The sequence below is a fragment of the Bradyrhizobium zhanjiangense genome, from assembly GCF_004114935.1.
In the GTDB taxonomy this organism is placed as follows: Bacteria; Pseudomonadota; Alphaproteobacteria; order Rhizobiales; family Xanthobacteraceae; genus Bradyrhizobium; species Bradyrhizobium zhanjiangense.
The window spans coordinates 6,467,465-6,492,623 of record NZ_CP022221.1 but is presented as its reverse complement, the minus strand read 5'-3'; the positions used below and the strand labels follow the sequence as shown (position 1 = coordinate 6,492,623).

Annotated in this window: 22 protein-coding genes; 5 read left to right on the top strand and 17 right to left on the bottom strand. The window is 63.4% G+C overall.

What is annotated here, in order from left to right:
• Window positions 1–43: 43 nt before the first annotated feature.
• From XH85_RS31225 to oxlT (XH85_RS31190), 8 genes are all read right to left on the bottom strand, one after another.
• Complete coding sequence (locus XH85_RS31225) at window positions 44–1,039, bottom strand: NAD(P)H-dependent flavin oxidoreductase (protein ID WP_128934913.1); 996 nt, start codon at window positions 1,037–1,039, stop codon at window positions 44–46.
• A gap of 438 nt (window positions 1,040–1,477) precedes the next feature.
• Entirely contained in the window at window positions 1,478–2,128 is a 651-nt protein-coding gene (locus XH85_RS31220; RefSeq protein ID WP_128934912.1) for a hypothetical protein, read from the bottom strand.
• Between the two features lie 55 nt (window positions 2,129–2,183).
• The gene (locus XH85_RS31215) at window positions 2,184–2,381 is read right to left on the bottom strand and encodes a hypothetical protein (protein ID WP_018315845.1); all 198 of its coding nucleotides are present in this window, start codon (window positions 2,379–2,381) and stop codon (window positions 2,184–2,186) included.
• A 269-nt stretch (window positions 2,382–2,650) separates the two neighbouring features.
• Window positions 2,651–3,424, bottom strand: a complete 774-nt coding sequence (locus XH85_RS31210; protein WP_164939987.1) for a fumarylacetoacetate hydrolase family protein — start codon at window positions 3,422–3,424, stop codon at window positions 2,651–2,653.
• 11 nt (window positions 3,425–3,435) lie between these two features.
• The gene (locus XH85_RS31205; RefSeq protein WP_091892230.1) at window positions 3,436–4,455 is read right to left on the bottom strand and encodes a 2-dehydropantoate 2-reductase; all 1,020 of its coding nucleotides are present in this window, start codon (window positions 4,453–4,455) and stop codon (window positions 3,436–3,438) included.
• Between the two features lie 105 nt (window positions 4,456–4,560).
• Complete coding sequence (locus XH85_RS31200; protein WP_128934910.1) at window positions 4,561–4,986, bottom strand: CBS domain-containing protein; 426 nt, start codon at window positions 4,984–4,986, stop codon at window positions 4,561–4,563.
• Window positions 4,987–5,165: 179 nt separating this feature from the next.
• Complete coding sequence (gene oxlT / locus XH85_RS31195; protein WP_128934909.1) at window positions 5,166–6,488, bottom strand: oxalate/formate MFS antiporter; 1,323 nt, start codon at window positions 6,486–6,488, stop codon at window positions 5,166–5,168.
• Between the two features lie 261 nt (window positions 6,489–6,749).
• Window positions 6,750–8,039, bottom strand: a complete 1,290-nt coding sequence (gene oxlT / locus XH85_RS31190; RefSeq protein ID WP_128934908.1) for an oxalate/formate MFS antiporter — start codon at window positions 8,037–8,039, stop codon at window positions 6,750–6,752.
• On the opposite strand from oxlT (XH85_RS31190), the gene XH85_RS31185 reads away from it, so the two are divergent.
• Window positions 8,029–8,244, top strand: coding sequence for a hypothetical protein (locus XH85_RS31185; RefSeq protein WP_128934907.1), 216 nt, complete (start codon window positions 8,029–8,031; stop codon window positions 8,242–8,244). The two genes, oxlT (XH85_RS31190) and XH85_RS31185, sit on opposite strands and share 11 nt — an antisense overlap.
• A gap of 163 nt (window positions 8,245–8,407) precedes the next feature.
• Here the strand turns inward: XH85_RS31185 and XH85_RS31180 are convergent, their stop codons facing one another.
• The 4 genes from XH85_RS31180 to XH85_RS45455 all read right to left on the bottom strand — a co-directional run bounded on the left by XH85_RS31180 (window position 8,408) and on the right by XH85_RS45455 (window position 12,194).
• Window positions 8,408–9,964 carry a tripartite tricarboxylate transporter permease gene (locus tag XH85_RS31180; RefSeq protein ID WP_128934906.1) on the bottom strand — a complete coding sequence of 519 codons (1,557 nt, stop codon included), beginning with the start codon at window positions 9,962–9,964 and terminating at the stop codon, window positions 8,408–8,410.
• Between the two features lie 41 nt (window positions 9,965–10,005).
• Window positions 10,006–10,503: a tripartite tricarboxylate transporter TctB family protein gene (locus XH85_RS31175; protein ID WP_128934905.1), complete on the bottom strand. Its 498-nt coding sequence runs from the start codon at window positions 10,501–10,503 to the stop codon at window positions 10,006–10,008.
• Between the two features lie 83 nt (window positions 10,504–10,586).
• Entirely contained in the window at window positions 10,587–11,594 is a 1,008-nt protein-coding gene (locus XH85_RS31170) for a Bug family tripartite tricarboxylate transporter substrate binding protein (protein WP_128934904.1), read from the bottom strand.
• Window positions 11,595–12,056: 462 nt separating this feature from the next.
• Window positions 12,057–12,194 (bottom strand): hypothetical protein, encoded by a 138-nt coding sequence (locus XH85_RS45455; protein WP_164934547.1) that lies wholly within the window; start codon window positions 12,192–12,194, stop codon window positions 12,057–12,059.
• 359 nt (window positions 12,195–12,553) lie between these two features.
• Between XH85_RS45455 and XH85_RS31160 the strand changes: the two genes are divergently transcribed.
• Window positions 12,554–13,882, top strand: coding sequence for an Hsp70 family protein (locus XH85_RS31160; RefSeq protein WP_128934903.1), 1,329 nt, complete (start codon window positions 12,554–12,556; stop codon window positions 13,880–13,882).
• Window positions 13,883–14,215: 333 nt separating this feature from the next.
• Here XH85_RS31160 and XH85_RS31155 read toward each other — a convergent pair whose 3' ends face one another.
• Window positions 14,216–14,659 (bottom strand): SRPBCC family protein, encoded by a 444-nt coding sequence (locus XH85_RS31155; RefSeq protein WP_128934902.1) that lies wholly within the window; start codon window positions 14,657–14,659, stop codon window positions 14,216–14,218.
• A 500-nt stretch (window positions 14,660–15,159) separates the two neighbouring features.
• Here XH85_RS31155 and XH85_RS31150 point away from each other — a divergent pair, with 500 nt between their 5' ends.
• Together XH85_RS31150 and XH85_RS31145 are read left to right on the top strand one after the other, a co-directional pair.
• Window positions 15,160–16,134: an alpha/beta hydrolase family protein gene (locus XH85_RS31150; RefSeq protein ID WP_128934901.1), complete on the top strand. Its 975-nt coding sequence runs from the start codon at window positions 15,160–15,162 to the stop codon at window positions 16,132–16,134.
• A 92-nt stretch (window positions 16,135–16,226) separates the two neighbouring features.
• The gene (locus XH85_RS31145; RefSeq protein ID WP_420837919.1) at window positions 16,227–17,288 is read left to right on the top strand and encodes an alpha/beta hydrolase family protein; all 1,062 of its coding nucleotides are present in this window, start codon (window positions 16,227–16,229) and stop codon (window positions 17,286–17,288) included.
• Window positions 17,289–17,808: 520 nt separating this feature from the next.
• Here the strand turns inward: XH85_RS31145 and XH85_RS31140 are convergent.
• The 4 genes from XH85_RS31140 to XH85_RS31125 all read right to left on the bottom strand — a co-directional run bounded on the left by XH85_RS31140 (window position 17,809) and on the right by XH85_RS31125 (window position 22,510).
• Complete coding sequence (locus XH85_RS31140; RefSeq protein ID WP_128937490.1) at window positions 17,809–17,991, bottom strand: hypothetical protein; 183 nt, start codon at window positions 17,989–17,991, stop codon at window positions 17,809–17,811.
• A 600-nt stretch (window positions 17,992–18,591) separates the two neighbouring features.
• Entirely contained in the window at window positions 18,592–19,869 is a 1,278-nt protein-coding gene (gene frc / locus XH85_RS31135; protein ID WP_128934900.1) for a formyl-CoA transferase, read from the bottom strand.
• A 149-nt stretch (window positions 19,870–20,018) separates the two neighbouring features.
• Entirely contained in the window at window positions 20,019–21,752 is a 1,734-nt protein-coding gene (gene oxc / locus XH85_RS31130; protein ID WP_128934899.1) for an oxalyl-CoA decarboxylase, read from the bottom strand.
• A 62-nt stretch (window positions 21,753–21,814) separates the two neighbouring features.
• Window positions 21,815–22,510: a GntR family transcriptional regulator gene (locus XH85_RS31125; protein WP_162250091.1), complete on the bottom strand. Its 696-nt coding sequence runs from the start codon at window positions 22,508–22,510 to the stop codon at window positions 21,815–21,817.
• A gap of 351 nt (window positions 22,511–22,861) precedes the next feature.
• Between XH85_RS31125 and XH85_RS31120 the strand changes: the two genes are divergently transcribed.
• Window positions 22,862–24,991 carry an acetate--CoA ligase family protein gene (locus XH85_RS31120; protein WP_128934898.1) on the top strand — a complete coding sequence of 710 codons (2,130 nt, stop codon included), beginning with the start codon at window positions 22,862–22,864 and terminating at the stop codon, window positions 24,989–24,991.
• Window positions 24,992–25,159 lie beyond the last annotated feature (168 nt).

Here is a 25,159-nt window from a genome sequence, read left to right as displayed (position 1 = left end):
TACCTTCGCGGTGGCGGGCGCCGTGTTCAAATCACATCGGCGATCACTCCGCAGCCTGCGCCGCTGCGCCTGCAATCATTCCCTCCAGCCGGCCGCGGATGATCGCCTCTGCCTCGCGAACGATGCGGGAGACCAGCTCGGCGCAGCTCGGGATGTCCTGGATCAGGCCCTGCACCTGGCCGGCCGACCAGATCCCTTCGTCCGAATTCCCCGTCGCGTAGACCATCTTGCCGCGGGCACCGGCAACGAGCTCGCGGATGTCCTCGAACTTGGCGCCTTCCTTCTCCATCGCGACGACCTTGGTCGAGATCTCGTTTTTCGCGACGCGCGAGGTGTTGCGCATGGTGCGGAAGATCAGCTGGGTCTCGCGCTCGTCATTGGCGACGATCTTCTCCTTGATGAGCTGGTGGATCGGGCTTTCCTTGGTGGCCATGAAGCGCGTGCCCATGTTGATGCCGTCGGCACCGAGCGCCAGCGCGGCGACGAGGCCGCGGGCATCGGCAAAGCCGCCGGAGGCGATCATCGGGATCTTGACCTTGTTGGCGGCGGCCGGGATCAGGATCAGGCCGGGCGTGTCGTCCTCACCGGGGTGGCCGGCGCATTCGAAGCCGTCGATCGAGATGGCGTCGACGCCCATGCGTTCGGCCGAGAGCGCGTGGCGGACGCTGGTGCATTTGTGCACGACCTTGACGCCGTGCCTTTTGAACTCGTCGACATGCTCCTGCGGCTTGTTGCCGGCGGTCTCGACCACCTTGATCCCGCTCTCAATGATGGCGGCGCGGTATTCGGCATAAGGCGGCGGCTTGATCGCCGGCAGGATGGTGAGATTGACGCCGAACGGCTTGTCGGTGAGGTCGCGGCAGCGCGCGATCTCCTTGGTCAGGTCTTCCGGCGTCGGCTGGGTCAGCGCGGTGATGAAGCCGAGCGCCCCTGCGTTCGCGACCGCGGCGACCAGCTCGGCCCGCCCGACCCATTGCATGCCGCCCTGGACGATCGGATGCTCGACGCCGACGAGTTTGGTGAACCGTGTCTGCAACATGATCTGTTTCCCCCGCCGGTGTGGCGCTCCGTTATCGCGTGTTGGCGTCAGGATGCCGCCCGGGCCGGGAAATGTCTATTGTCGCGCCGTGCGGTGCAGGCGGGGCGATCATGCGACAGGTGAGGGGATTCCGCCGGGCGGATAATTGGGGTTTTAGATCCGTCGTCCTGAGGTGCGAGGCATGGGATGCAACGCGTCCCATGGGGAGCCTCGAAGGATGAGCGGCCACGCTGCGAGAGCCGGGCTGTCGCCCTTCGAGGCTTGCTCAGCGCCGCGATGCGCCGCAGAGCGCGCACCTCAGGGTGACGGTCAATAGATGAGTGCTCGCTGCTTCAACATCGTCATTGCGAGCGCAGCGAAGCAATCCAGGCCGCCTTTGCGGAGGGATTCTGGATTGCTTCGCTGCGCTCGCAATGACAGTGCTACGAGACTGGAGAGCTACTCCGCCGACAGCCGCACCATCAGGCGGCCGCCGTTCATTTCCTTGAGGCGGTTGACGAAGTTTTCCGGGCGCTGCCAGCGGTTGGGGACCTGCAGTCCCATGAATTCGGCGATGTCGCCGATGAAGCCGGTGCAGTTGGTGGTCTCGGCGTTCCACACCGGCGAGTTCGCCTGCAATTTCTTGATATACGCGAATACGCGCTTGGCGTCGGCCTCGTTGAGGTACACGCGATAGCTCGCGGTCAGATATTCCGGATCGAGATCGCCGTAGCTCGCGCCGGTCTCGGAGGGCACAAAGGTGAGGTGGCCGAGCACGTAAGCAAGCGTGTCGCCGGCGGGCGTGAGGCCCGCCACCTCGACCGCACGCTCGCTGGTCTTGCCGTACCAGACGAAGGCGTGGCCCCAGCTCGCGGCGGTTCGCGCCCGGAAATCGACGTAGTACGGACCTTTCTCCGCACGTGCGACGGGACGCCGCGTTGCTTGCGGCGCCGGTCGTGATGCGGTGTCGGTCGTAGCAAGCGCGTTCGCATCGGCAACGCGCTTGTTCGCTTCATGGGCCGAGGCCGAGGGCATCGTGCATGCGATCATGGCCGCGAGCGCGAAGCCCGCGAGGATGCAGGATCCGGATCGATCAGGTTTGTACGTCACGCTGTTGCCCCTCGACTCTCAGCCGCTCTACGCGAGATGCGTATCGTATTGCGCGTCAGTAACGCGCTGCGACCGGGCCGGGCGCCTTGCCGATCGGGGCCTTTCCAACCGGGCTCTTGCCGATCGGCATCTTGCCGATCGGAGCCTGCTCAGCCGGATAGACCGGCACGGGCTGGCGGCGCGGCAGATCCGCAGCGTTCGCAGCCGTCACCAGAGCAAGCGTTGCACCCAGAGCAATTACAATCTTCTTCACAGTTATACCCCTAGCAGGTTTGGTCCAAACACGGCGATGCCGTGCCCCCAGACACGCCTCACAGAAGGGCGGCCGAATGCGTCCAAGTTGCGGCAAGCGCGGGACATGTTGGCGGCATATGTCGGGCGCGCGGAGATGTGATGTGTATGGATGTTTCGGAGCTGCGTGACGGCTGTCCGTAGCCCGTAAGGATGGGTAGAGCGAAGCGAGGGGAGAGCGTGATCCCGGATGTCGCGTCGCTCATCCGGGCTACGGGACGGTGCCTGCCGCTACAGCCGAAACTCGTTGGTCAGCTCGCCGATGCCGTCGATCGCAACGGTCACGGTGTTCACCGGCTCTTTCATCACGCCGACGCCGACCGAGGTGCCGACGGCGATGAGGTCGCCGGGGAGCAGGGTCATGTCATGCGAGATCTTGCTGACCAGCTCCTGCGCGCTGAAGATCATGTCCGAGATCGGATAGTTCTGCCGCTCCGCGCCATTGAGGATGGTGCGGACCACGAGCTTGGCCGGATCGAGGCCGGTGGCGATAACGGGGCCGAACGGGCCGTAATCGTCGATGCCCTTGGCGCGGGCCCATTGCGGGAAGGTGGGGTCGCTGGTCAGGATGTCGTTGGCGGTGATGTCGTTGACGCAGGTGTAGCCGAAGATGAAGCTGTCCGCTTCGCCAGGGGAGACGCGGGCGCAGGTCCTGCCGATGACGATGCCGAGCTCGCCCTCATAGGTGGTCTTGCCGTCGTAATAAGAGGGACGGCGGATCACGGCACCGGGCGTCGTGATGCTGGTGGTGGCTTTCAGCAGATAGAGCGGCTCCGGCGGCTCGGGCTGGTTCAGCTTGGCCGCGAGCGCGTGGAAATTATTCCAGAGCGCGACGATCTTGCTGGGCACGCAGGGCGCGAGCAGCTCGACCTCGGACAGCGCCAGCCTCTGGCCGGTGGCAGCACTGCGGCCGAACATCTCGCCCTCGTGCACGCTGATGCCTGACGACGTCAGCGTGCCGAAGCCGGTCGCACCGGCGTGGCGGAAGCGCAGCCACTGTTTCATCTCGCCCGCCATCACGCCACCGCCAGTGCGCGAGGATCTGATGGTGTCGAGACGCCGTCATAGAGGCCGGCGATGCGAGCGCGCTGGGTCACCATCGCGAGCACCGAGTCGAGCGCGGGCGTGGCGATGCCGGTGAGGCGGCCCATCTCCTGCACCACGGTGACGAGCGGGTCGATCTCCATCGGGCGGCCGCGCTCGAGATCCTGCAGCATCGAGGTCTTGTGCGCGCCGACCTTGCGGGCGCCCTCGATGCGGCGCTCGACATCGACGCGGAATTTGACCCCGAAGGTCTCGGCGATGGCCTGCGTCTCCACCATGATCGCGCGCGACAGCGCGCGCGTGGCCGGATCGGTGCAGATCACGTCGAGCGTTGCATGGGTCAGCGCGCTGATCGGATTGAAGCAGACATTGCCCCACAGCTTCAGCCAAATCTCGTCACGGATGCGGTCGAGCACCGGGGCTTTCAGCCCGGCTGCGACGAAGAGATCGGCGAGGCGCTGCACGTCCGGCGTGATCTCGCCCGAGGGCTCGCCGAGCGGGAAATTGTTGCCGTAGACGTGGCGGATCACGCCGGGCGCCTCGATCTCGGTGGCGGGATAGACGATGCAGCCGATGGCGCGCTCGGCGCCGATTTCGCGCCACTGCCGGCCGCCGGGATCGATGCTCTCCAGCGTCGAATTCTCGTATTGGCCGCCATGCTTGTAGAAGTACCAATAGGGGATGCCGTTGACCGCGGTGACGATGCGGGTGTGCGGTCCCAAGAGCGGCTGCATCTTCTCGATCACGCCGGTGATCGAATGCGCCTTCAGCGTGATGATGATGTAATCCTGCACGCCGAGCTCGGCGGGATCGTCGGTGCAGCGCGGATGTACGGTGTGCTTCTCCTCGCCCGCGAGCAGCGTGAGGCCGCGCTCGCGCATCGCGGCAAGGTGCGCGCCGCGTGCCACCAGGCTGATATCGGCGCCCGCGCGCGCGAGCTGAACCCCGAGATAACCGCCGATCGCGCCGGCGCCGTAGATGCAGATCTTCATGAAGTCCTCGCGAAGGAGCAGAAGCCGGAATTTGGGACGAAAGATCCGGTCCGGCTCGGAAGCATCCGAGCCGGGGCCGGTAGTCGCAGGGGAAGGCTTGCCGCTTTAGGCGGCTTGCGGCGTCGAGTTGGTGGCCTCGTCAACGGCAGCGGCGATGTCGCGCATGCTGATGACCGAGACGAGGCTGTAATCGTCGATCACGGGCAAATGGCGGATGTGATGACGGTTCATCAGATGACGAACGTGCTCGATCGTATCGCTCGAGGTGCAGGAGACGAGCTGCTGTACCGAGACCAGCTGCGAGACCTTGACGTTGACGGCAGCCGCACCGTGCTCGGCGATGGCGCGCACCACGTCACGCTCGGTGAACATGCCGACCGCGGTGTTGCCTTCCGAGCGGACCACGTCCTTCACCACCAGCGCGCTGATGTTGTTGGCGCGCATCAGCTTGGCGGCGATACCCACCGTTTCGTTCATTCGAACCGTGACAACGCGCGGCGTCTTCTTGCGCAGAATGTCTCCGACCAGCATTGCAACCTCCCTCGGTGAATGACAGGAGAAGTGTGGTATACATAATGCCAACCGTCAAGCGCTGGATTTGTCTGATCCGAAAAATCTTGCGGCAGTAATGCTGACGTTTGCCGCGGGCCAAAAAGAAAGGGGCGCACCGCTGCGCCCCTTCTCAAGCCCTGCAAAACGTGTTGGTGGCTTTACGCCGTCTCGGTCTTGGCATTGCCGGGTGCGGTGTCAGCGCTCTCGGCTTCCTTGCCGAGGATGAAGGAGCGGCGCAGCGGCTTGATCACGAACAGCGCCATCAGCGCCGCCGTCGCGTTCAGCGCCACTGCGACCACGAACACGGCCTTCCAGCCATAAGCAGTCGAGATCACGCTCGCGAGCGGGACCAGCAGGGATGCCGTACCCTTGGCGGTGTAGAGCATGCCGTTGTTGGTGGTCGCGAACTTCGAGCCGAAGGTGTCGCCGCAGGTCGCGGGGAATAGCGAGTAGATCTCGCCGAACACGCCGAAATAGATCGCGGTGGCGAGCACGAAGACGACGGGTACGTGACCATAGGCCGACAGCGCCAGCAGCATCACCGCCGCCGTGCCGAAGGCGATGAACATGGTGGGCTCGCGGCCGATCGTGTCGGAGACCCAGCCGAAGAACGGACGTCCGAACCCGTCGAAGATGCGGTCGAGCGAGATCGCGAAGGTCAGTGCCGCCATCTGGAAGCCGGCGAGGGTGACCGGCGTGTCGGCGATCTTGAAGTCGTGCGCGATCGGGGCGATCTGCGCCGCGGTCATCAGGCCGCCGGAAGCGACCATGACGAAAACGAGATACATCACCCAGAAAATAGGGGTCCGCAGCACCTGCGGCGGGGTGAAGTCGATCTTGGTCTGCGGCAAATTGAGCTGCTTCTTCTTCGGCGGGATCGAGATCCGCGGCGGCTGGATGAAGAAGGCGAGCACGAACACGATCAGGCCCTGGCCGATGCCGAAGGTGAGGAACGCGTGCTGATAGCCGCTCGAAACGATCATGCTCGCGATCGGCACGATGGTGAGCGCGGCGCCGGCGCCGAAGCCGGCGGCGGTCGCACCCGCTGCGAGGCCGCGGCGATCGGGAAACCATTTCAGCGCGTTGCCGACGCAGGTGCCGTACACCGCGCCCGCGCCCATGCCGCCAATGATCGCGGCGGCGTAGAGCAGGGTGAGGCTATCGGCGTAGGAGTTGAGAATCCACGAGAGCGCGATCATCGCGCCGCCGAACATGACCACGATGCGTGGGCCGTATTTGTCGACGAACCAGGCTTCGACCGGCACCAGCCAGGTCTCGGTGACCACGAAGATGGTGAAAGCGAGCTGGATCGCGGCGCGCCCCCAATGATGGGCCGCATCGATCGGATCGACGAAGAGCGTCCAGCCGTATTGTAGATTGGCGATCATCGCCATGCAGACGATGCCCATCACGAGCTGGAGCCAGCGGAAACCGGTGCGAAGAGGCGCGGCCGTGACGGCGCCGTCCAAGCTGGAAATCATCAAGAACCTCCCAACGCGCTGATTGACCGCGACGTGGGATTGCAAGATGACCCAGTGTCGCAAATGTTGTGGCTTATCGTCGCAAGCGCGGCGCGGAGCTTGGTATACCATATTCCAGATTGCAAGCCTTATCTTGGCTCCCCGTTCAACAAAATGCGCGGGTTCCAGCCGCTCTCCAGGGATCCACAGTGTCTTCGCATCAAACGAAAACGCCCGGCCGTGAGGCCGGGCGTCATGCTCAGCGAACTGTGGTGGAGCGGGTCAGACGGTCGATTTTGCGACCACGACCTTGCGCCAGGGCTTGAGCAGCACGATCGCCAGCAGCGAGGCCAGGATGTTGGCGCCTGCCGCGATGATGAACACGCTGTCCCAGGTGCCCGACGACTGCTGCATGTAATTGGCGATCGGCACCAGCAGCGCGGCGGTGCCCTTCGCGGTGTAGAGCAGGCCGGCATTGGTGGTCGCGAACTTGGCGCCGAACGTGTCGGTGCAGGTCGAGGGGAACAGCGAGTAGATCTCACCCCAGGCGAAGAACACGAAGCCCGAGAGCAGCACGAACCAGATCGGATCGTGGCCCCAGAGGTAAAGAAACCAGATGCCGATCCCTTCCATGCCGAAGGCGATGAACATCGTGTTCTCGCGGCCGATCATGTCGGAGATCCAGCCGAAGAACGGACGCGTCAGGCCGTTGAGCACGCGGTCGATCGTCGCCGCGAAGGTCACCGCCGTCATCGTCACCGCCATCAGCGTGACCGGCACGTTGTCGACCTTCCAGTCGGCCGCGATCGGCTTCAGGTTTGCCGTCACCATGAGGCCGCCGGCGCCGACGATCACGAACATGAAGTACATCAGCCAGAAGATCGGCTGACGCAGCACCTCGGTCGGCTGGTAGTTGCGCCGGGACTGGAGCAGCGCGGCATTGACCACTACGTTCGGCACCTGGCCCGATTTCGGCGCCAGCAGGAAGAAGGCGAGCAGGCAGATGATGATGCCTTGCCCGAGGCCGAAATAGAGGAAGGTGGTCTGGAAGCCACTGTCCTTGATCATGGCCTGGATCGGCGCGACGGTCAGCGCAGAGCCTGCACCGAAGCCTGCGGCCGTGATGCCCGCGGCAAGACCGCGCTTGTCCGGAAACCACTTCAGCGCGTTGCCGACGCAGGTGCCGTAGACGCCGCCGGCGCCGATGCCCGCGATGATCATGCCGAGATAGTAGCCGTTGAGCGTTGTCGCCTGCGCGTTGATCGCCCAGCCGATGGCACAGAGCACGCCGCCGACCAGCACCACGATACGCGGGCCGTATTTGTCGACGAACCAACCTTCGACCGGCACGAGCCAGGTCTCGAACAAAACGAACAGGGTGAAGGCCCATTGAATCGAGGCGCGATCCCAGCCGAACTTCTTCTGGATGTCGGGGACGAAGAACGTCCAGCCGTATTGATAGTTGGCAATCATCACCATCGCGCCTACGCCGATGGCCAATTGCGCCCAGCGATAAGCATCGCTGACGCGCGCGGCACTTGGGGCCGCTGTTGACTGCACCATGTCCGTCATAAAAACCCTCCCGAACGCGCCAATCATTTTTATGCATGCGCTGCCCGCATCCTGGTATTCATTATGCCAAGATTCAAGCGAAGGACTGGAGGTGCGGCGAAATATCGCGGGAGTCGTTCACATGCGCGATGGCGGAGGAATTGTAAAGCCCAAAACGCTGCGGCGTAACCGCGACGGCGGCGACCGGGTCAATTCAACAGATTGATTCCGTGAGAGATTTTCGTATTTGCGCAAAGCCGCAAAGAACTGCCCGCAAACCCGCTCCGCTCGGGCTTTTAGGCTGCCTATGGGGGCGTGCGCTGCCCGCACGGCCCGAGGCACGGGCGTTCGGGGACCGCCTATTTCCTGGAATTCTTTATTCCAGAAGCCTAGTGCGGAGAGATTCGGCCTTCGCTTTTTGGCGCGGATTGCGCCGGCGGCGCGCCTCGCGCCATCGACGTGCGCAGGCGGCTGTAGCCTTGCTGGATCGCGGACCAGAACAGGGCGACCAGACCGAGCGCCATGATGGTGCTGACGAGGCCGTTGGAGAAGAACACGCCGAGCGAGCCCTGCGATCCCAGCAGCGACTGGCGGAAGGCTTCCTCCGCCTTGTCGCCGAGCACGATGGCGAGCACCAGCGGCGCGAGCGGGTAGTTGCACTTCTTCAGGAGATAGCCGAGCACGCCGAACACCAACATCAGCATCACGTCGAAGGTGCTGTTGTGCACCGAATAGGCGCCGATCGCACAGAGCACCAGGATGAGCGGCGCGATGATGCCGAAGGGCACGCGGAGGATCGCGGCGAAGATCGGCACGCAGGTGAGCACGACGACGAGGCCGGCGAGATTGCCGAGATACATCGACGCGATCAGGCCCCAGACGAACTCCTTCTGCTCGACGAACAGCATGGGGCCGGGCTGCAGGCCCCAGATCAACAAGCCGCCAAGCAGGACGGCGGCAGTCGGGGAGCCCGGCACTCCGAGCGACAGCATCGGCAGCAGCGCCGAGGTGCCGGCGGCATGTGCGGCCGTCTCCGGCGCGATCACGCCTTCGATCTCGCCCCTGCCGAAATTGTTGCCGCGTCGCGCCAGGCGCTTGGCGATGCCGTAGCTCATGAAGGATGCGGGCGTAGCGCCAGCGGGCGTGACGCCCATCCAGCACCCGATCAGGCAGGAGCGCAGCGAGGTCATCCAGTAGGAGGGTAATTCTCGCCAGGTCTGAAGCACGACCCGAAGGTTGATGGTGGCGTTGCCGCCGCGGAAAGCCAGCCCTTCCTCCATGGTCAGCAGGATCTCGCCGATGCCGAACAGGCCGATCACGGCGATCAGGAAGTCGAATCCGTTGAGCAACTCGGTGACGCCGAAGGTCAGCCGCAACTGTCCCGTGATCGAGTCGAGGCCGACCGCCGCGAGCGCAAAGCCCATCATCATCGCCGCGATGGTCTTGAACGGCGGCTCCTTGCTGAGGCCGACGAAGCTGCAGAAGGCGAGGAAGTACACCGCGAACTTCTCCGCCGGACCAAATCGCAGCGCAAAGCCCGCGACGAGGGGCGCGACGAGCGTGATCATGATGACGGCAAACAATGCGCCCACGAAGGAGGAGGTGAAGGCGGCGGTCAGGGCTTCGCCGGGTTTGCCCTGTTGCGCCATCGGATAGCCGTCGAACGTGGTCGCCACGGACCAGGGCTCGCCGGGTATGTTGAACAGGATCGAGGTGATGGCGCCGCCGAACAATGCGCCCCAATAGATGCAGGACAACATGATGATCGCCGATGTCGGCGGCATGCTGAAGGTCAGGGGAAGGAGGATCGCCACGCCGTTGGCGCCGCCGAGTCCCGGAAGCACGCCGATGATGACACCGAGCGTGATGCCGATGATCATCAGCATGATGTTGTAGGGCTGCAGGGCGACCGCGAAGCCGTGAAACAAATTGGCCAACTCTTCCATATCGGTATGTCCTGCAGCAATAACGGATGGCGGCGCGGCTCTTACAGGCCGAGCCATTCCTCGAATGGACCCTTGGGCAGCGGGACCAGGAACCAGCGCTCGAAAACAAGATAGGTCAGAACCGGCATGCCGATCGCCACTGCGATGGTCGTCAGCCAGCGATAGCCGCCGAGCCAGCGCATGAACCAGCCAATGAAGACCATCGAGGCGACGTAGAGGCCGATGAACGGCATCGAGCCGACATAGATCGCGGTGGGCACGACGACGCTCATGACCTGGCGAAGCTGTCCCCATGTTGCGAACAGCCGGCCGTCGCCGTCGCGTCGCGCGCTCCAGAGGTTGATGACGCTTGCGCCGACGATGATGGCGCCGACATAGAAGGGGAAGAAGCCGGCACGCGGGCCTTCCGCGCCCCAGTTGATGCCGGCCTTCAGGCTGCCGAAGATCACGACCAGGCCGAAGGCGCCGATCAATAGCGCCATGCCGATTTCCAGCGTCTTGTGTGCGGGGCCGGATTCGGATCCGGATTGTTCAGTCATGTGACCTCCAGGCGGACGCAGTCTTTCGCGGTCGCGGCAGACGGGAGGACGACCAGCGTCCTAGCCGTCGTCGATGTCGCGGGTCAGTTTCCCGATGCGAGGAAGCCGGCTTCCTTCATCAAGCCTTGGTGGCGCTTCTCCTCGGCCTCGACCCACTTCGCGTATTCGGCTCCGGTCAGGAATGTCGTGTTGAAGGCGCCGTTCTTCATGAAATCCTGCCATTCCGGCGTGGCGCGGACCTTCTTGAACAGCTCGACGTAGTATTCGATCTGATCCTTCGTGGCCTTGGGCGACATGAAGATGCCGCGCAACATCAGATATTCCATCGCCAGGCCCTGCGACTTGCAGGTCGGAATATCCTTCCAGGCCTTGCCCTCGGCGATCGGCTCGTCATAGGCCATCGGCTGGGCGTCGAAGACGCAGAGCGGACGGAGCTTGCCGCCGCGCCATTGCGCGACCGCTTCGATCGGATTGTTGACGGTCGAATCGACGTGATTGCCGACGAGCTGAACGGCAACTTCGCCACCGCCCTTGTACGGAATGTAGGTGAACTTCGAGTCGATCGCCTTCTCGATGCCGACCGTGATGATCTGGTCTTCCTGCTTGGAGCCGGTGCCGCCCATCTTGAATGAGCCGGGCGGCGCTTTCTTCACGGCGTCGACGTAGTCCTTGACGGTGTTGTACGGCTTCTCTGCATTCACCCAGAGCACGAATTCATCGAGCGCCAGCATCGCCACCGGGCTCAAATCCTTCCAGTTGAACGGAATCCCCGTTGCCAGCGGTGTCGTAAACAGGTTCGACAGCGTGATGATGATCTTGTGAGGATTGCCCGACGACGTCTTCACATCCAGGAAGCCTTCGCCCCCTGCGCCGCCGGCCTTGTTGATGACGACCAGCGGCTGCTTCATCAGATTGTGCTTGGTGACGATGCCCTGGATGGTGCGCGCCATCTGATCGGCGCCGCCGCCGGTGCCCGCGGGCACGATGAACTCGACCGGACGGACCGGCTCCCAGGCAGCACGGCTTGTGGTGCTGTTGGCGCACGACATCGCGATTGCCGCCAAAGCGACATTCAGAACGAATGGCTTCATGTTTCTCTCCCTGTCGAACCTCGAACGCAGCCGCTCTTTGTCGGCTTGCGTCAGCCCATCTTGATTCACATGCCCTGGGGTCACCCTTGCGGTCGATCTCCCATGGCAGTCCCGATAGAAACTCTATGAGCAGGGACAACGCGCGGCATCCGCTCCTTTCGGCTAAGGCTCCGCCAAGTTCGCGGCACGCGTCTCCCCTCGGCCGTTCCCGTTCCGCGTTATGTTTCCCCGTCTTACACCTTTGATTGTGAAACCGTTCTTGGTTCCCGAATGGTATGCGAGATGCCAGCGGGCAAACAATTGGATGGGCGGGTCACGTCGGCGGACCAATCGTCGCAGATGCGGTCGCGAGCGGGGGCGAGGCCGCAAAAGAAAATGGCCCCGACATGCGGGGCCATTTGATCAAACGCAGCTTTTGCGGGTTTGCCAGCCCGCCGTTCGGCGGGGCGGGCAAGGCCTTGTTTACAGGCCGAAACGCGGCAGGTCGCCGTTGTGATTCGAAATCTCGGCGCTCGCCATCAGGAGGCTGTCGATCGCGGCCATCAGGCGGGCGAACAGCGAGGAGGAGGGGGCGAGAGCAACGGAAGCGGTCTTGGACATCGGAAATCCCTTTCTTGAGAACAGTCAATCTTGCTGTCTCATTTCGAGGGGCAATCTATGTATACCAGATGCCAGTGTCCATGCTCTTGTTTGCATAGCAGCACGCAACCTCTCGCATTGCAGCATAATGCCGGGTTAACGGGGGCATTTCGGACATAAAGTTGCCGGCGCGGCGGGAAGTTGGGTCGTTTCATCGCTGAAACGTGAGAAAAGCGGGCTGAAACTCCGGCTGGAAGCGGAAATCTCGCAAACAATCGACGCCGGGTTCCGGCCGCACTGCAACAGGCAAGCCCTTGGCACGGCCATGCAAAGCGGCTAGTGGTCCGCCCCCTTATCCCAATCAACTGTCAGAGTGGTTCATGTCGAGCGCCTCGCCCGCCGTCTCGATCGGCATCGATTTTGGGACCAGCAATACGGTCGTCGCGCTCGCGGCGGACGACCGCCGGGTCGAGGCCATCCGCTTCGATCACGGCGGTCAGCGCCACAGCGTCTTCGTGTCGGCGCTGTGCTTCTGGGAGGACCGCCCGGGAGCCGGCGCTCAGGCCGAGGGAGGGCCGTGGGCGATCGAGCAATTTCTCGAAGGACGCCACGTCTACCGCTTCCTCCAGTCGTTCAAGACGTTTGCGGCGAGCAGCAGCTTCAACACCACCCAGGTGTTCCGGCAGCGCTACAAGTTCGAGGATATCTTGGCGGCGTTCCTGCGGACGCTGGCGCGCCGTGGTGGGGACCGGTTCGGCTTCGAGGCCGCAAACATCACGGTCGGCCGCCCGGTGCGCTTTGCTGGCGGCAATCCCGACGAGGCGCTGGCAATGCAGCGCTATCGGGCCGCGTTCGAGCGCCTCGGCGCCGGCCACGCCCGCTATGTCTACGAGCCCGTGGGCGCGGCGTTCTCCTTCGCCCGCCGGCTGGAGCGCGATGCCACCGTGCTGGTCGCCGATTTCGGCGGCGGCACCAGCGATTTCTCCGTGATGCGTTTCTCGCGCGCGGGCGGCAGCCTTCGCGCCGAGCCGCTGGGACACGCCGGCATCGGCATCGCCGGCGACACGTTCGATTACCGTATCGTCGACCATGTCGTCTCGCCGCGCCTCGGCAAGGGCTCCAGCTTCCGCTCGTTCGATAAGGTGCTGCCGGTCCCCAGCGGTCACTACACCAACCTCGCGCGCTGGCATCAACTCGCAATGATGAAGAGCAACGGCGATTTGCGCGAGCTCCGCGAGCTTGCGCGCACCGCGCTGAAGCCGGAACTACTCGAGGATTTCATCACCATCGTCGATCTCGACCTCGGCTTTGCGCTCTACCGCGCGGTGTCCGACGCCAAGGTCGCGCTGTCGGCGCAGGACCAGGTGGACTTCCGCTTCAAAGGCGGCGGCGTCGACATCGGCGCGACCATCACACGGAAGAATTTCGAATCCTGGATCGCCGACGACATCGCCCGGTTGGGAGCCACCGTCGACAAGGTGCTGGGCGAGGCCCGCATCACCGCGCGCGAGGTGGAGAAGGTGTTCTTGACCGGCGGCACGTCCTTCGTGCCCGCCGTCCGAAAGCTGTTCGCCGAGCGGTTCGGCAACGAACGGCTGATGTCGGGCGACCAGTTCGAGTCGATCGCGTACGGGCTCGCGCTGATCGGACATAGTCCTGACCCGGACCGATGGACGGCAGGCGGCGGGCTCGCGAAGGAGGGCGCCTAACGATCGTTCGCAATGGTCGAATCTGCTTCGCTGGCAGCCGCAGTTCAATGGGGCTGTGTAGATATCTGCAGACTCGATGTGGGTTGTTCTCTCGGAGAGTTCCCCATTCTCCGTCATTGCGAGCGCAGCGAAGCAATCCAGAATCGTTCTGCGGAGGGACTCTGGATTGCTTCGCTGCGCTCGCAATGACGATGCGGGGAATTCTGCGCATTTGGTCGAACAGTGCCGTAGGGTGCGCAAAGGCGCGGAGCGCCGTGCCCACCATTTTTCCGGGTTGAGAGAGCATTGGTGGGCACGCTGCGCTTTGCCCACCCTACAATACTCATGTCGTCGCTATTGATTGATCTCCGGCTCGACGAGCCGGGCCAGGTTGCGTAGCGATTCCTGCCAGCCGAGATAACAGGCCTCCGGCGGGATGACGTCGGGGATGCCGGCCTGCGTGATGTCGAGTTCGGTGCCGACCGAGACCTTCTTCAGCGTCACGGTCACCTCGATCAGGCCCGGCAAGTTGGGATCGTCGAACTTGTCGGTGTAGCGGATGCGTTGGCCGGGCACGAGCTCGACATATTCACCGCCGAACGAATGGCCGTTGCCTGTGGTGAAATTCCGGAACGACATCTTGAACGTGCCCCCGACCTTGGGCTCGAAATGATGCACGGTGCAGGTGAAGCCGTTCGGCGGAAGCCATTTCGCCATTGCATCGGCCTCCAGGAAGGCGCGATAGACTTTCTCCGGGCTGGTGGCCAGGACGCGGTGCAGGCGGATCGTGCTGGGCATGGTTGTTATCCTCAGTAATTGATGGGCCCGAGTTTGGCGTCTATGGCCCATTCATGTCACGAGGACGACGGGGAAGCTGCCGATCCGACAGGGGAACTCGGATTTTTTTTGGTCGAGTCTTGTTCGGCCGGATTGCTAAGCATGATGGGATGAGGCTTGATCGCCGCCGCGACGGAGGTGCTTCGCCTCTCCCGCTTGCGGGAGAGGCCGACGCGCTCGCAGAGCGCGGCGGGTGAGGGCTCTTGCCACCCAGGGACAGCCTCCGCATTTCTCGACAATCCCGCTGCGGAGATATCCCCACCCAGCCGTCCCCCGCAAGCGGGAGAGGGAGCCGAGTCCCGACGCCGAAGCATCATTCGCACCATATGCGATAGCCCTCCCTTTTTGCGGACAGTTTGCCTCAACGCCAATAGCGGCGAAGGTGTGCCCGCGTGACAAGCTGAGCCACAATTCCGCTATCGTTCCTCGTTCAACTCCTGCGCGAAATCACGGGGCTTCCGTTGCGCAGCACGCTTTGGGCTTTCGTCGTCACGCTCTGTTGTCTTGGCTCGCCCGCACAGGCCGCAGGCATTCAGCTCCTCGAGACCGATCCGGCGCTGTCGGGCGCGATCTGGTATCCGTGCGCGGCAGAGCCGACGCATGTGGCGCTTGGCAGGCTTTCAGTGCCCACGGTCGATTGGCTGGAGGGAGCGAAGGACTGTCCCGTCACGGGGACCAAACTGCCACTGGTTATCGTCTCCCATGGAAATAGCGGCTACTTCGCCCTTCACCTCGACATCATAGAAGCGCTGGCAAACGCCGGCTTTGTCGTCGCGGCGATCAACCATCCAGGCAACAACACCAACGACATGTCGGAGCGCGGGATGTCGGTCTGGGCATCGCGTCCAGCACATATGGTCCGCCTGCTGGATTTCATGCTGCACGAATGGAAGGACAGGGCCGCTATCGATCCCGTCAAGGTTGGCTTGTTCGGCTTCTCTCTGGGCGGCTTTACCGGACTGGTTCTGGTCGGCGGTCAGCCCGATTTTCGCAGGTTTACCCCCAATTGTAAGCAAGAGAACAAATCGACGGTCTGCGAGCAACTGCGCGCTGGCGAGATTCCTCCCGACCCGCCACACGATGCCCGGATCAAGGCCGCAGTGATCGTCGATCCTGCTGTGAGTTTTTCATTCACACCCGAAAATCTGGCGGGCATCGGAATCCCGCTGCAGGTCTGGCGATCCGAACTGGGGGGAGGAGGCGTCAATGCGACCGGCGTCGCATACGTAACCCGTAGTCTGCCAGGCAAGCCTGATATTCACGTGGCTGGGGCCGGTCACTACGCATTTCTGCCACCCTGCACGACGGAGCTCGCAGCATTGAGGCCGCAGGTGTGCTCGGATCCTGAAGGCTTTGATCGGGCGGCCTTTCACCGCGAGTTCGACGCGGCTGTAGTGAAGTTCTTCCGTGAGCAGCTCGCTGGCGGAGGTCACTGAGCATTGAGTTCGGGGAGGCGAGGGTGAGACGACTTGGCTGTGTGATGGGCGTGCTTGGGCTTCTGCTGTCTCCGGCTGCGGCCGATCCCGCGCTGCCGGGCCTCGTTCGCGAAGATCGGCTGATCTCGGTCACGCGCTCCGATGGCAGCGAGGTCAAGCTGGAGACCATGATCGTTCGCCCGGACCGGCCCGGGCGCTTTCCGCTGGTTCTGCTGATTCACGGTACAAATCCTGCCACCGGGCAAGCGTTTCGCGCGGCCGCAGCGCGACAATCGCCAGTCGATCTTCTCAATCCTGCCGTCGCGTTTGCACAGCATGGTTATGTCGTCGCATCGATCATGCGTCGGGGTTTCGGTCGTTCAGAGGGACCGTTTGCCGAGGCACTTTCCGGACCATGCGATGATCGGGACTATCTAGCCGTTGGGCGGATCGCGGCTGAAGACGTTACCGGCGCTGTTGCCACGCTTCGTGGTGAGCCCTGGGTCGAGCCCGATCGGGTCCTGCTAATGGGACATTCGACGGGGGGCTTTGCGGTGACGGCCGCGGCGGCAAGCAATCCTGCCGGCGTCATCGGCGTCCTCAATTTCGAGGGTGCTCACAGCTCGGTCCCGGGTCGCGCTTGCAGCCCGGATCATCTCGTGGCGGACGCCGGCATCTTTGGCCGCACTGCGCGAATTCCGGCGTTGTGGATTTATTCGGAAAATGATCAGAGCGCTCCACCAGCTCTGGCTCGTCGCATGTTCGCTGCCTACGTGGCCTCCGGCGCGTCAGCTCAGTTGCAGGTTCTTCCGCCCTTCGGTGTCGACGGACATGCCATGCTGCCGATGGGTCCCGCCGACATCTGGTGGCCTGCGGTGGAGAACTTCCTGACCCGGTTGCGGCTGCCGACCTCGCTGGTTGTCGAATTGCCTCCACCCGCCGCGATTCCGGCGCCGACGCCCCTCAACGCTGCGTGCACGATGTATTTCGATGCTTATGTGAAGGCGTGGACCGACATCAAGGCATATGCCTGGAATCGGGAAGGTCATTGTTCGTCAATTACCTCCACCCAGCGAACGGTCGACGATGCGAAGACCGAGGCGATGCGCCAATGCGTGGCCGCATGGAAAGAATGCTCGCTCTATGCGGTCGGACAGACGCTGGCGCCCGGTTAGCATTCAAAAAGAAAGTGCCGCCGAAACGGCGGCCCTTGATCGATGTGAACCGCCTACTCCGCGGCCTGCTTCTGCGGCAGGCCGTCCTGACGGGAACACCTCGCCGTCGTCAAGGCGCCTTTCCAGTTCTGGCGATCGCAGTTCGGCGCCTCCCGGCTGTCGGTAGGGCTATCGCATATGGCGTGAATAATGCTTCGGCATCGGCAGTGGGCTCCCTCTCCCGCTTGCGGGGGAGGGCTGGGATGGGGGTGCCTCCGCGTCGGGATTGTCGAGAATTGCGGAGGCGATGCCGGTGCGGTGAGAGCCCTCACCCGCCGCGCTCGGGACGATGCTTCGCATCGCCCGGACGCGTCGGCCTCTCCCGCAAGCGGGAGAGGCGGAGCAAACTCGCGGGTGGTCCCCGCGAAATGCATATGCGATAGCCCTACGGCTGTCGGGGACGGTTCTGGCACGTCGCGCGTCGCGGAGGGGCTGCCGTTTCGATGCAACTCGCCCAGTGGAGAGCTGGTCCACAACGCTGCTATTTGGAGTGGCTCTTGAGCTTGGCCTCGCGGGCTAATCGCTCCGCTTTCAGTCGTTCGCGATTCTCGTGGAAGGATTGCTGGTCCTTCGCATAGTCACTCATCGGTTTTTGGGTTTTGACGGGCTTGAACGCCTTGTTGGCTTCGCGCCTGGCGCGATCAGACGATTGATCTCTCAACATTTCGACCTCGATTTGATCAACGAGCGTGGTCCGGACGACTGCCGAATGCAATTGCCTCCGGCGCCTACGCTGACGGGATTGATACCCTCCGGGCGAGACGGCGGCCAAGTCTTCAGCGTTGGACAGATCTCTTGCGAGGCGCTCAGTCACTCGCCGGAAGGAGGCGCGCCCGCACTTCCGAGAGCGCACCGGTCAGGAGAATAACCGTGGGTCATCGTATCGGTTCCTCCAGACCAATGTTAATTCAACGTCGGCTGGTCGAACATTCCCCGGGGCCAACGCCAAGACGCTGCAGCTGCTCGGCGCAGTCGTTCTGGACATTCGCAGTGTCGCTTCAGACGATAGCAAAGGGCGGGTAAAGGGCACAAGCTCGTTGCCGAGCCTGGCATCCGTATCTTTGGACCTTGGCACAATACCCCTGTTTTGCCCGACGCGTCAAAGAGAATTTCGTAAAATCAGTAATCCCTTTTAGCCCAAGGAGTTAGCTACTGTGCATGGGGTTGTTTTTCGACTTTTTAGTTGGGGCCCTCTGACGGCAGGTGTTCTCATGCAAAAAGAGCCGCCCCTTCGGGCGGCCCTCTCGCGTCAGAGTGCTTTCACTTACTCCGCGGCCTGCTTCTGCGGCGGATCGAGTGCGCCGGACTTGTGGATCTCGGCGACCTGGTGGTCGCTGAAGCCGAGCACCGAGCGCAGGATCTCGTCGGTGTGCTCGCCGAGCAGCGGGGAGCGCTGCACGTCGCTCGGGCTATCCGACAGCTTGATCGGGTTGCCGACCGAGATGTACTTGCCGCGGGTCGGGTGATCGACCTCGACAACGGTGCCGGTCGCGCGCAGCGACTGGTCCTCGGCGATCTCCTTCATCGACAGGATCGGGCCGCAGGGGATGTCGTCCTTGTTGAGGATTTCCATCGCCTCGAACTTGGTCTTGGTCATCGTCCACTGTTCGATGCGCGCGAAGATCTCGTTGAGGCGCGGCAGGCGGGCCGGGGGCTTGGCGTAGTTCGGATCGGTCTTCCAGGTGGGTTCGCCGATCACGTCGCAGATCTTCTCCCAGACCGGGGCCTGGGTGATGAAGTAGATGTAGGCGTTGGGATCGGTCTCCCAGCCCTTGCACTTCAGGATGCGGCCGGGCTGGCCACCGCCGGAATCGTTGCCGGCGCGCGGCACGGCATCGCCGAACGGAATGCCTTCGCCGAACTGGCTGTATTCCTTGAGCGGGCCGTGGGCGAGGCGCTGCTGGTCGCGCAGCTTGACGCGGGCGAGGTTGAGCACGCCGTCCTGCATCGCGGCGGTGACCTTCTGGCCCTTGCCGGAATGCGTGCGCTGGTAGAGCGCGGTGACGATGCCGAGCGCCAGGTGCAGGCCGGTGCCGCTGTCGCCGATCTGCGCGCCGGTGACGAGCGGCAGACCGTCGCGGAAGCCGGTGGTGGAGGCGGCGCCGCCGGTGCACTGGGCGACGTTCTCATAGACCTTGCAGTCTTCGTAGGGGCCGGGGCCGAAGCCCTTGATCGAGGCAACGATCATCTTGGGGTTGATCGCCTGGATCTTCTCCCAGGGGAAGCCCATGCGGTCGAGCACGCCGGGGCCGAAGTTTTCCACCAGCACGTCGCACTTCTTGATCAGCTCGGTGAGGACTTCCTTGCCCTTGGGGTTCTTGGTGTCGAGCGTGATCGAGCGCTTGTTGTGGTTGAGCATGGTGAAATACAGGCTGTCCACGTTCGGGATGTCCTGCAGCTGACCGCGGGTGATGTCACCGACGCCCGGACGTTCCACCTTGATCACGTCGGCGCCGAACCAGGCCAGCAGCTGCGTGCAGGTCGGTCCGGACTGGACGTGGGTGAAGTCGAGAATGCGAACGCCCTTGAGCGCTTTAGTCATCGTATTGCTCCTGTTACCACTCTGTTTCCGTCATGCCCGCGAAGGCGGGCATCCAGTATTCGCTGTCGTTTCGGTTCGGCTCAGTGCTCGCCACAATGGGTGGTCCGGCGAATACTGGATTCCCCGCCTGGGCGGGGATTGACCCGGAGTTACTTCTTCTTCTGCAGAACGCTCTGCGGATTGAGGTTGCCGATGCGGCCGCTCTCCGAGCCTGCGGCCGGATCGATCACGGCGTTGATGAGCGTCGGCTTGCCGGAGGTCATCGCCTCGTTGACCGCGCGCTTCAGTTCATCCGGCGAGGTCGCGTTGACGCCGACGCCGCCGAAGGCTTCCATCATCTTGTCGTAGCGCGCGCCCTTGACGAATACCGTCGTCGCCGGGTCCGAGTTGGCGCCGTTGACGTCGGTGCCGCGATAGATGCCGTCATTGTTGAAGATGACGACGCAGATCGGCAGGTTGTAGCGGCAGATGGTCTCGATCTCCATGCCGGAGAAGCCGAACGCGCTGTCGCCTTCCACTGCGAGCACGGGATGACCGGTCTCGAGTGCGGCCGCGATCGCCTGGCCCATGCCGATGCCCATCACGCCCCAGGTGCCGACGTCGAGACGCTTGCGCGGGCGGTACATGTCGATAACGCCGCGGGCGAGGTCGAGCGTGTTGGCGCCCTCGTTGACGAGGATCGCCTCGGGGTGATCCTTGATGACGTTCTTCAGCACGCCGAGCGCGCCGTGATAGTCCATCGGCGACTTGTTGTTCATGAGCTTCGGCGCCATCTTGGCGACGTTCTCTTCGCGCTTGGACGTAATCGCCTTGGTCCATTCGGCGGGCGGAGCGGTCCAGCTCGAGCCCATCGCCTGATTGAAGGCGGAGACGACCGAGCCAATGTCGCCGACGACGGGTGCGACGATCTCGACGTTGGAGTCCATTTCCTTCGGCTCGATGTCGACCTGGATGAACTTCTTCGGCGCTTCGCCCCAGCTCTTGCCCTTGCCGTGCGAGAGCAGCCAATTCAGCCGCGCGCCGATCAGCATGACGACATCGGACTCCTTCAGCACCGTCGATCGGGCCGCGCCGGCGCATTGCGGATGCGTGTCGGGGAGGAGGCCCTTGGCCATGCTCATGGGCAGGAAGGGCACGCCGCTCTTCTCGACGAAGTTTTTGATTTCTTCATCGGCCTGCGCGTAGGCCGCGCCCTTGCCGAGGATGATGAGCGGACGCTTGGCGCTCTTCAGCACGTCGAGCGCGCGCTTGACCGAAGCGGGCGAGGGGATCTGCGCGGGCGCCGCGTCGATCACCTTGACCAGCGACTTCTGGCCGGCATCGGCGTTCATCACCTGTCCGAACAGCTTTGCCGGCAGATCGAGATAGACGCCGCCCGGACGGCCCGAGACTGCGGCGCGGATGGCTCGGGCAAAGCCGATGCCGATGTCCTGGGCGTGCAGCACGCGATAGGCCGCCTTGCACAACGGCTTTGCGATCGCGAGCTGGTCCATCTCCTCGTAGTCGCCCTGCTGGAGGTCGACGATCTCGCGCTCGGAGGAGCCCGAGATCAGGATCATCGGGTAGCAGTTGGTGGTGGCGTGCGCGAGCGCGGTGAGACCGTTGAGGAAGCCCGGCGCGGAGACGGTAAGGCAGACGCCGGGCTTCTTGGTGAGGTAGCCGGCGATGCCTGCGGCGTAACCGGCGTTCTGCTCGTGGCGGAAGGAGATCACGCGAATACCGGCGGCCTGCGCCATGCGGCCCAAATCCGTGATCGGGATGCCCGGCACATTGTAGATCGTGTTGATGCCGTTCAGCTTGAGCGCGTCGATGACGAGATGGAAGCCATCCGTCAGTTCCTGCTCGGTGCCCGGTGCTTCGGACTTGGTCGCGGTATTCAGCATGGGCCTTGTCTCCCTGGTCTCAAGGTAGTGGGGCGAGTTGTTCGCCCTTCTGGTGAAGGTTGCTAAGTGAATAGTTCCTGGCCATGCGCTTCGACATAAGCGGCAAGGCCAAGGGTGTGGTCGCGGGCGCGCTTCTCGGCGAGCTCGGTGTCGCGCGCTTCCAGCGCTTCGATGATGCCGAGATGCTCGGGCAGGGAGGTCGCGGTGCGGTCCTTGCGGCCGATGGTCAACTGCCGGTAGCCGCGCACGTGCAGCAACAGGTCGTTGGTGAGATCGACCAGCACGGGGGATTCCGACAGCGAGATCAGCGCCTGGTGGAAGGCGATGTTGGCGCGCGAATATTCCTCGACGTGATCCTCGGGCAGGCGGTCCTTGCCGAAGTCCTTGAAGAAGTCGCGCAGCGCCGTGATGTCTTTCTTGCGCGCGGTGGTGGTGATGAGGCGTGCGGCCATGCTCTCCAGCGCCGCCCAGGCGCGGATCATGTCGACGATCTCGCTCTTGGTCCTGCGCACCACCATGATGCCGCGGCGCGGCACCGTCTTCACGAATCCGTCCTGCTCAAGCATCGCGATCGCTTCGCGGATCGGGGTGCGGCTGACGCCCAGCCGTTCGGACAACGCGCGCTCGTCGAGCATCACCGGCTCGGGCGTCGAGTAGATGTCCATCTTGAGGATGGCTTCCTTCAAGGCGTCATACGCCTTGTTCTTGAAGCTGCTCTCCGGGGCAATACGAACGATTGCGATGTCTGCCTCGGCCATGTTCGGCAACGCCTTGGTTGGTTTCCGTTGTGACACGACGAATCTCCTCCAGTGGGAGTCGTCTTTTACAGGAATATTTACGGGAAAGTTTTTGGCATACCACATGCCAGAATGTCAAGCTGGCTATTTTTTGCGGCGTTCTAAGCTGTGCACTGGCTTGACAAGTTGGCTTCTGGCATACCAAATGCCATCGCCAGCCATTTTTGATCCAAGCCGGCGGAGTAGTCTCAGGGCTTATGCCACTCCGTTCCGCCGCATGGAACAGAGCGCGGCGAATGGCAAGCATCACGGGCAGCCGCTAACCACGCGCGCGCTTTGCAAAGAACGAACTGAGGTCAAGGGAGAACCCACATGTCCAATTCCAAAGATGCCGTCCGCAAGGTGCTTGACCAGGTCAAGGCGGACAACCGCACCAGCCTGACGGCGCCGGAAGGCAAGCTGGTCTGCGATGCCTACGGCATTCCGGTGCCGAAGGAGGGCGTGGCCAAGTCGGCGGGCGAAGCCGGCAAGATGGCTGCCGCGATGGGCTTCCCAGTCGTGATGAAGATCGTCTCGCCGGACATTCTCCACAAGACGGAAGCCGGCGGCGTCATCGTCGGCCTCAAGACGGCCGAGGAGGCCGAAAAGGCCTACGAGACCATTCTCGGCAACGCCAAGAAATACAAGTCGGACGCCAAGATCGAAGGCGTCCAGGTGCAGCAGATGCTGGCCGGCGGGACCGAAGTCATCGTTGGCTCGATCACTGACGGCTCGTTCGGCAAGCTGGTCGCCTTCGGCCTCGGCGGCGTGCTGGTCGAAGTCTTGAAGGACATCACCTTCCGCCTCGCGCCCGCGACCAAGGAAGACGCGCTGTCGATGCTCGACGGCATCCAGGCGCATGAGATCCTGAAGGGTGTCCGCGGCAGCGAGCCGGTGAACCGCACGGCGCTCGCCGACGTCATCGTCAAGGTCTCGCAGCTCGTCACCGACTTCCCTGAAATCGTCGAGCTCGACCTCAACCCGGTGTTCGCGACCCCGAAGGGCGCAACCGCCGCTGACGTCCGCATCGTCGTCGACTTCGCTTATGTGCCCAAGCCGAAGCCGCGCCCGACCGAAGAGATCGTCGCGGCGATGAACCGCATCATGCAGCCGAAGGCGGTCGCCGTGATCGGCGCCTCCGCCGAGGACGGCAAGATCGGCAACTCCGTGATGAAGAACCTCATCAATGGCGGCTACAAGGGCGAGATCATTCCGATCCATCCCAAGGCCGCCGAGATCCTCGGCTACAAGGCCTACAAGAGCGTCAAGGACGTGCCGGGCGTGATCGACGTCGCGGTGTTCGCGATCCCCGCGAAATTCGTCGCCGCTGCACTGACCGAATGCGGCGAGAAGAAAATCCCGGGCGCGGTGCTGATCCCGTCGGGCTTTGCGGAGGCCGGCGCGCCCGAGCTCCAGGCCGAGATCGTCGAAGTCGGCAAGAAGTACGACATCCGCCTGATGGGGCCGAACATCTACGGCTTCTATTATACGCCGGCCAATCTCTGCGCGACCTTCTGCACCGCCTATGACGTCAAGGGGCACGCGGCGCTGTCGTCGCAGTCGGGCGGCATCGGCATGGCGATCATCGGCTTCTCGCGCTCGGCCAAGATGGGCGTCTCGGCGATCGTCGGCCTCGGCAACAAGTCGGATATCGACGAGGATGATCTGCTCGCCTTCTTCGAGCAGGATCCGAACACCAATTTGATCGCGCAGCACTGCGAAGACCTCAAGGACGGCCGCGCCTTCGCGGAAGCCGCCAAACGCGTCTCCAAGAAGAAGCCGGTCGTCGTGCTCAAGGCCGGCCGCACCTCGGCCGGCGCGAAGGCGGCCTCCTCGCACACCGGCGCGCTCGCCGGTAACGACCGGATCTACGAGGACGTGTTCAAGCAGTCCGGTGTGATCCGCGCCCGCTCGCTGCGCCAGCTGCTCGAATTCGCCCGCGGCGTGCCGGTGCTGCCGACGCCGAAGGGTGAGAACGTGCTCATTATCACCGGCGCGGGCGGCTCGGGCGTGCTGCTGTCGGACTCCTGCGTCGACAACGGCCTGTCGCTGATGTCGATGCCGCCGGACCTCGATGCGGCCTTCCGCAAGTTCATCCCGCCGTTCGGCGCGGCCGGAAATCCTGTGGATATCACCGGCGGCGAGCCGCCGATCACCTATGTCAACACGGTCAAGCTCGGCCTGTCGGATGAGCGCATCCACGCGCTGATCCTCGGCTATTGGCACACCATCGTCACCCCGCCGATGGTGTTCGCCCGCAACATGGTCGAGGTAAAGAAGGAGATGGAGGCCAAGGGTTTTGTGAAGCCCATGGTCGCCTCGCTCGCCGGCGACGTCGAAGTCGAGGAAGCCGCCGAATATCTCTACCAGCACGGCATCCCGGCCTACGCCTATTCGACCGAGCTGCCGGTCGAGGTGCTGGGCGCCAAGTACAAGTGGGCGCGCGGGGCAGGGCTGCTCTAACGCTGTCTTCGCCTCTCCCCGCCTGCGGGGAGAGGCCGAATTCGAGCAAGGCTCGAATTGGGTGAGGGGGAGCTTCCGCGAGTCCATCTCTCACCGAATTTGCGGAGATAGCCCCTCACCCCGACCCTCTCCCCGTAAGAACGGGGCGAGGGAGAAGAGGCGGCTCGC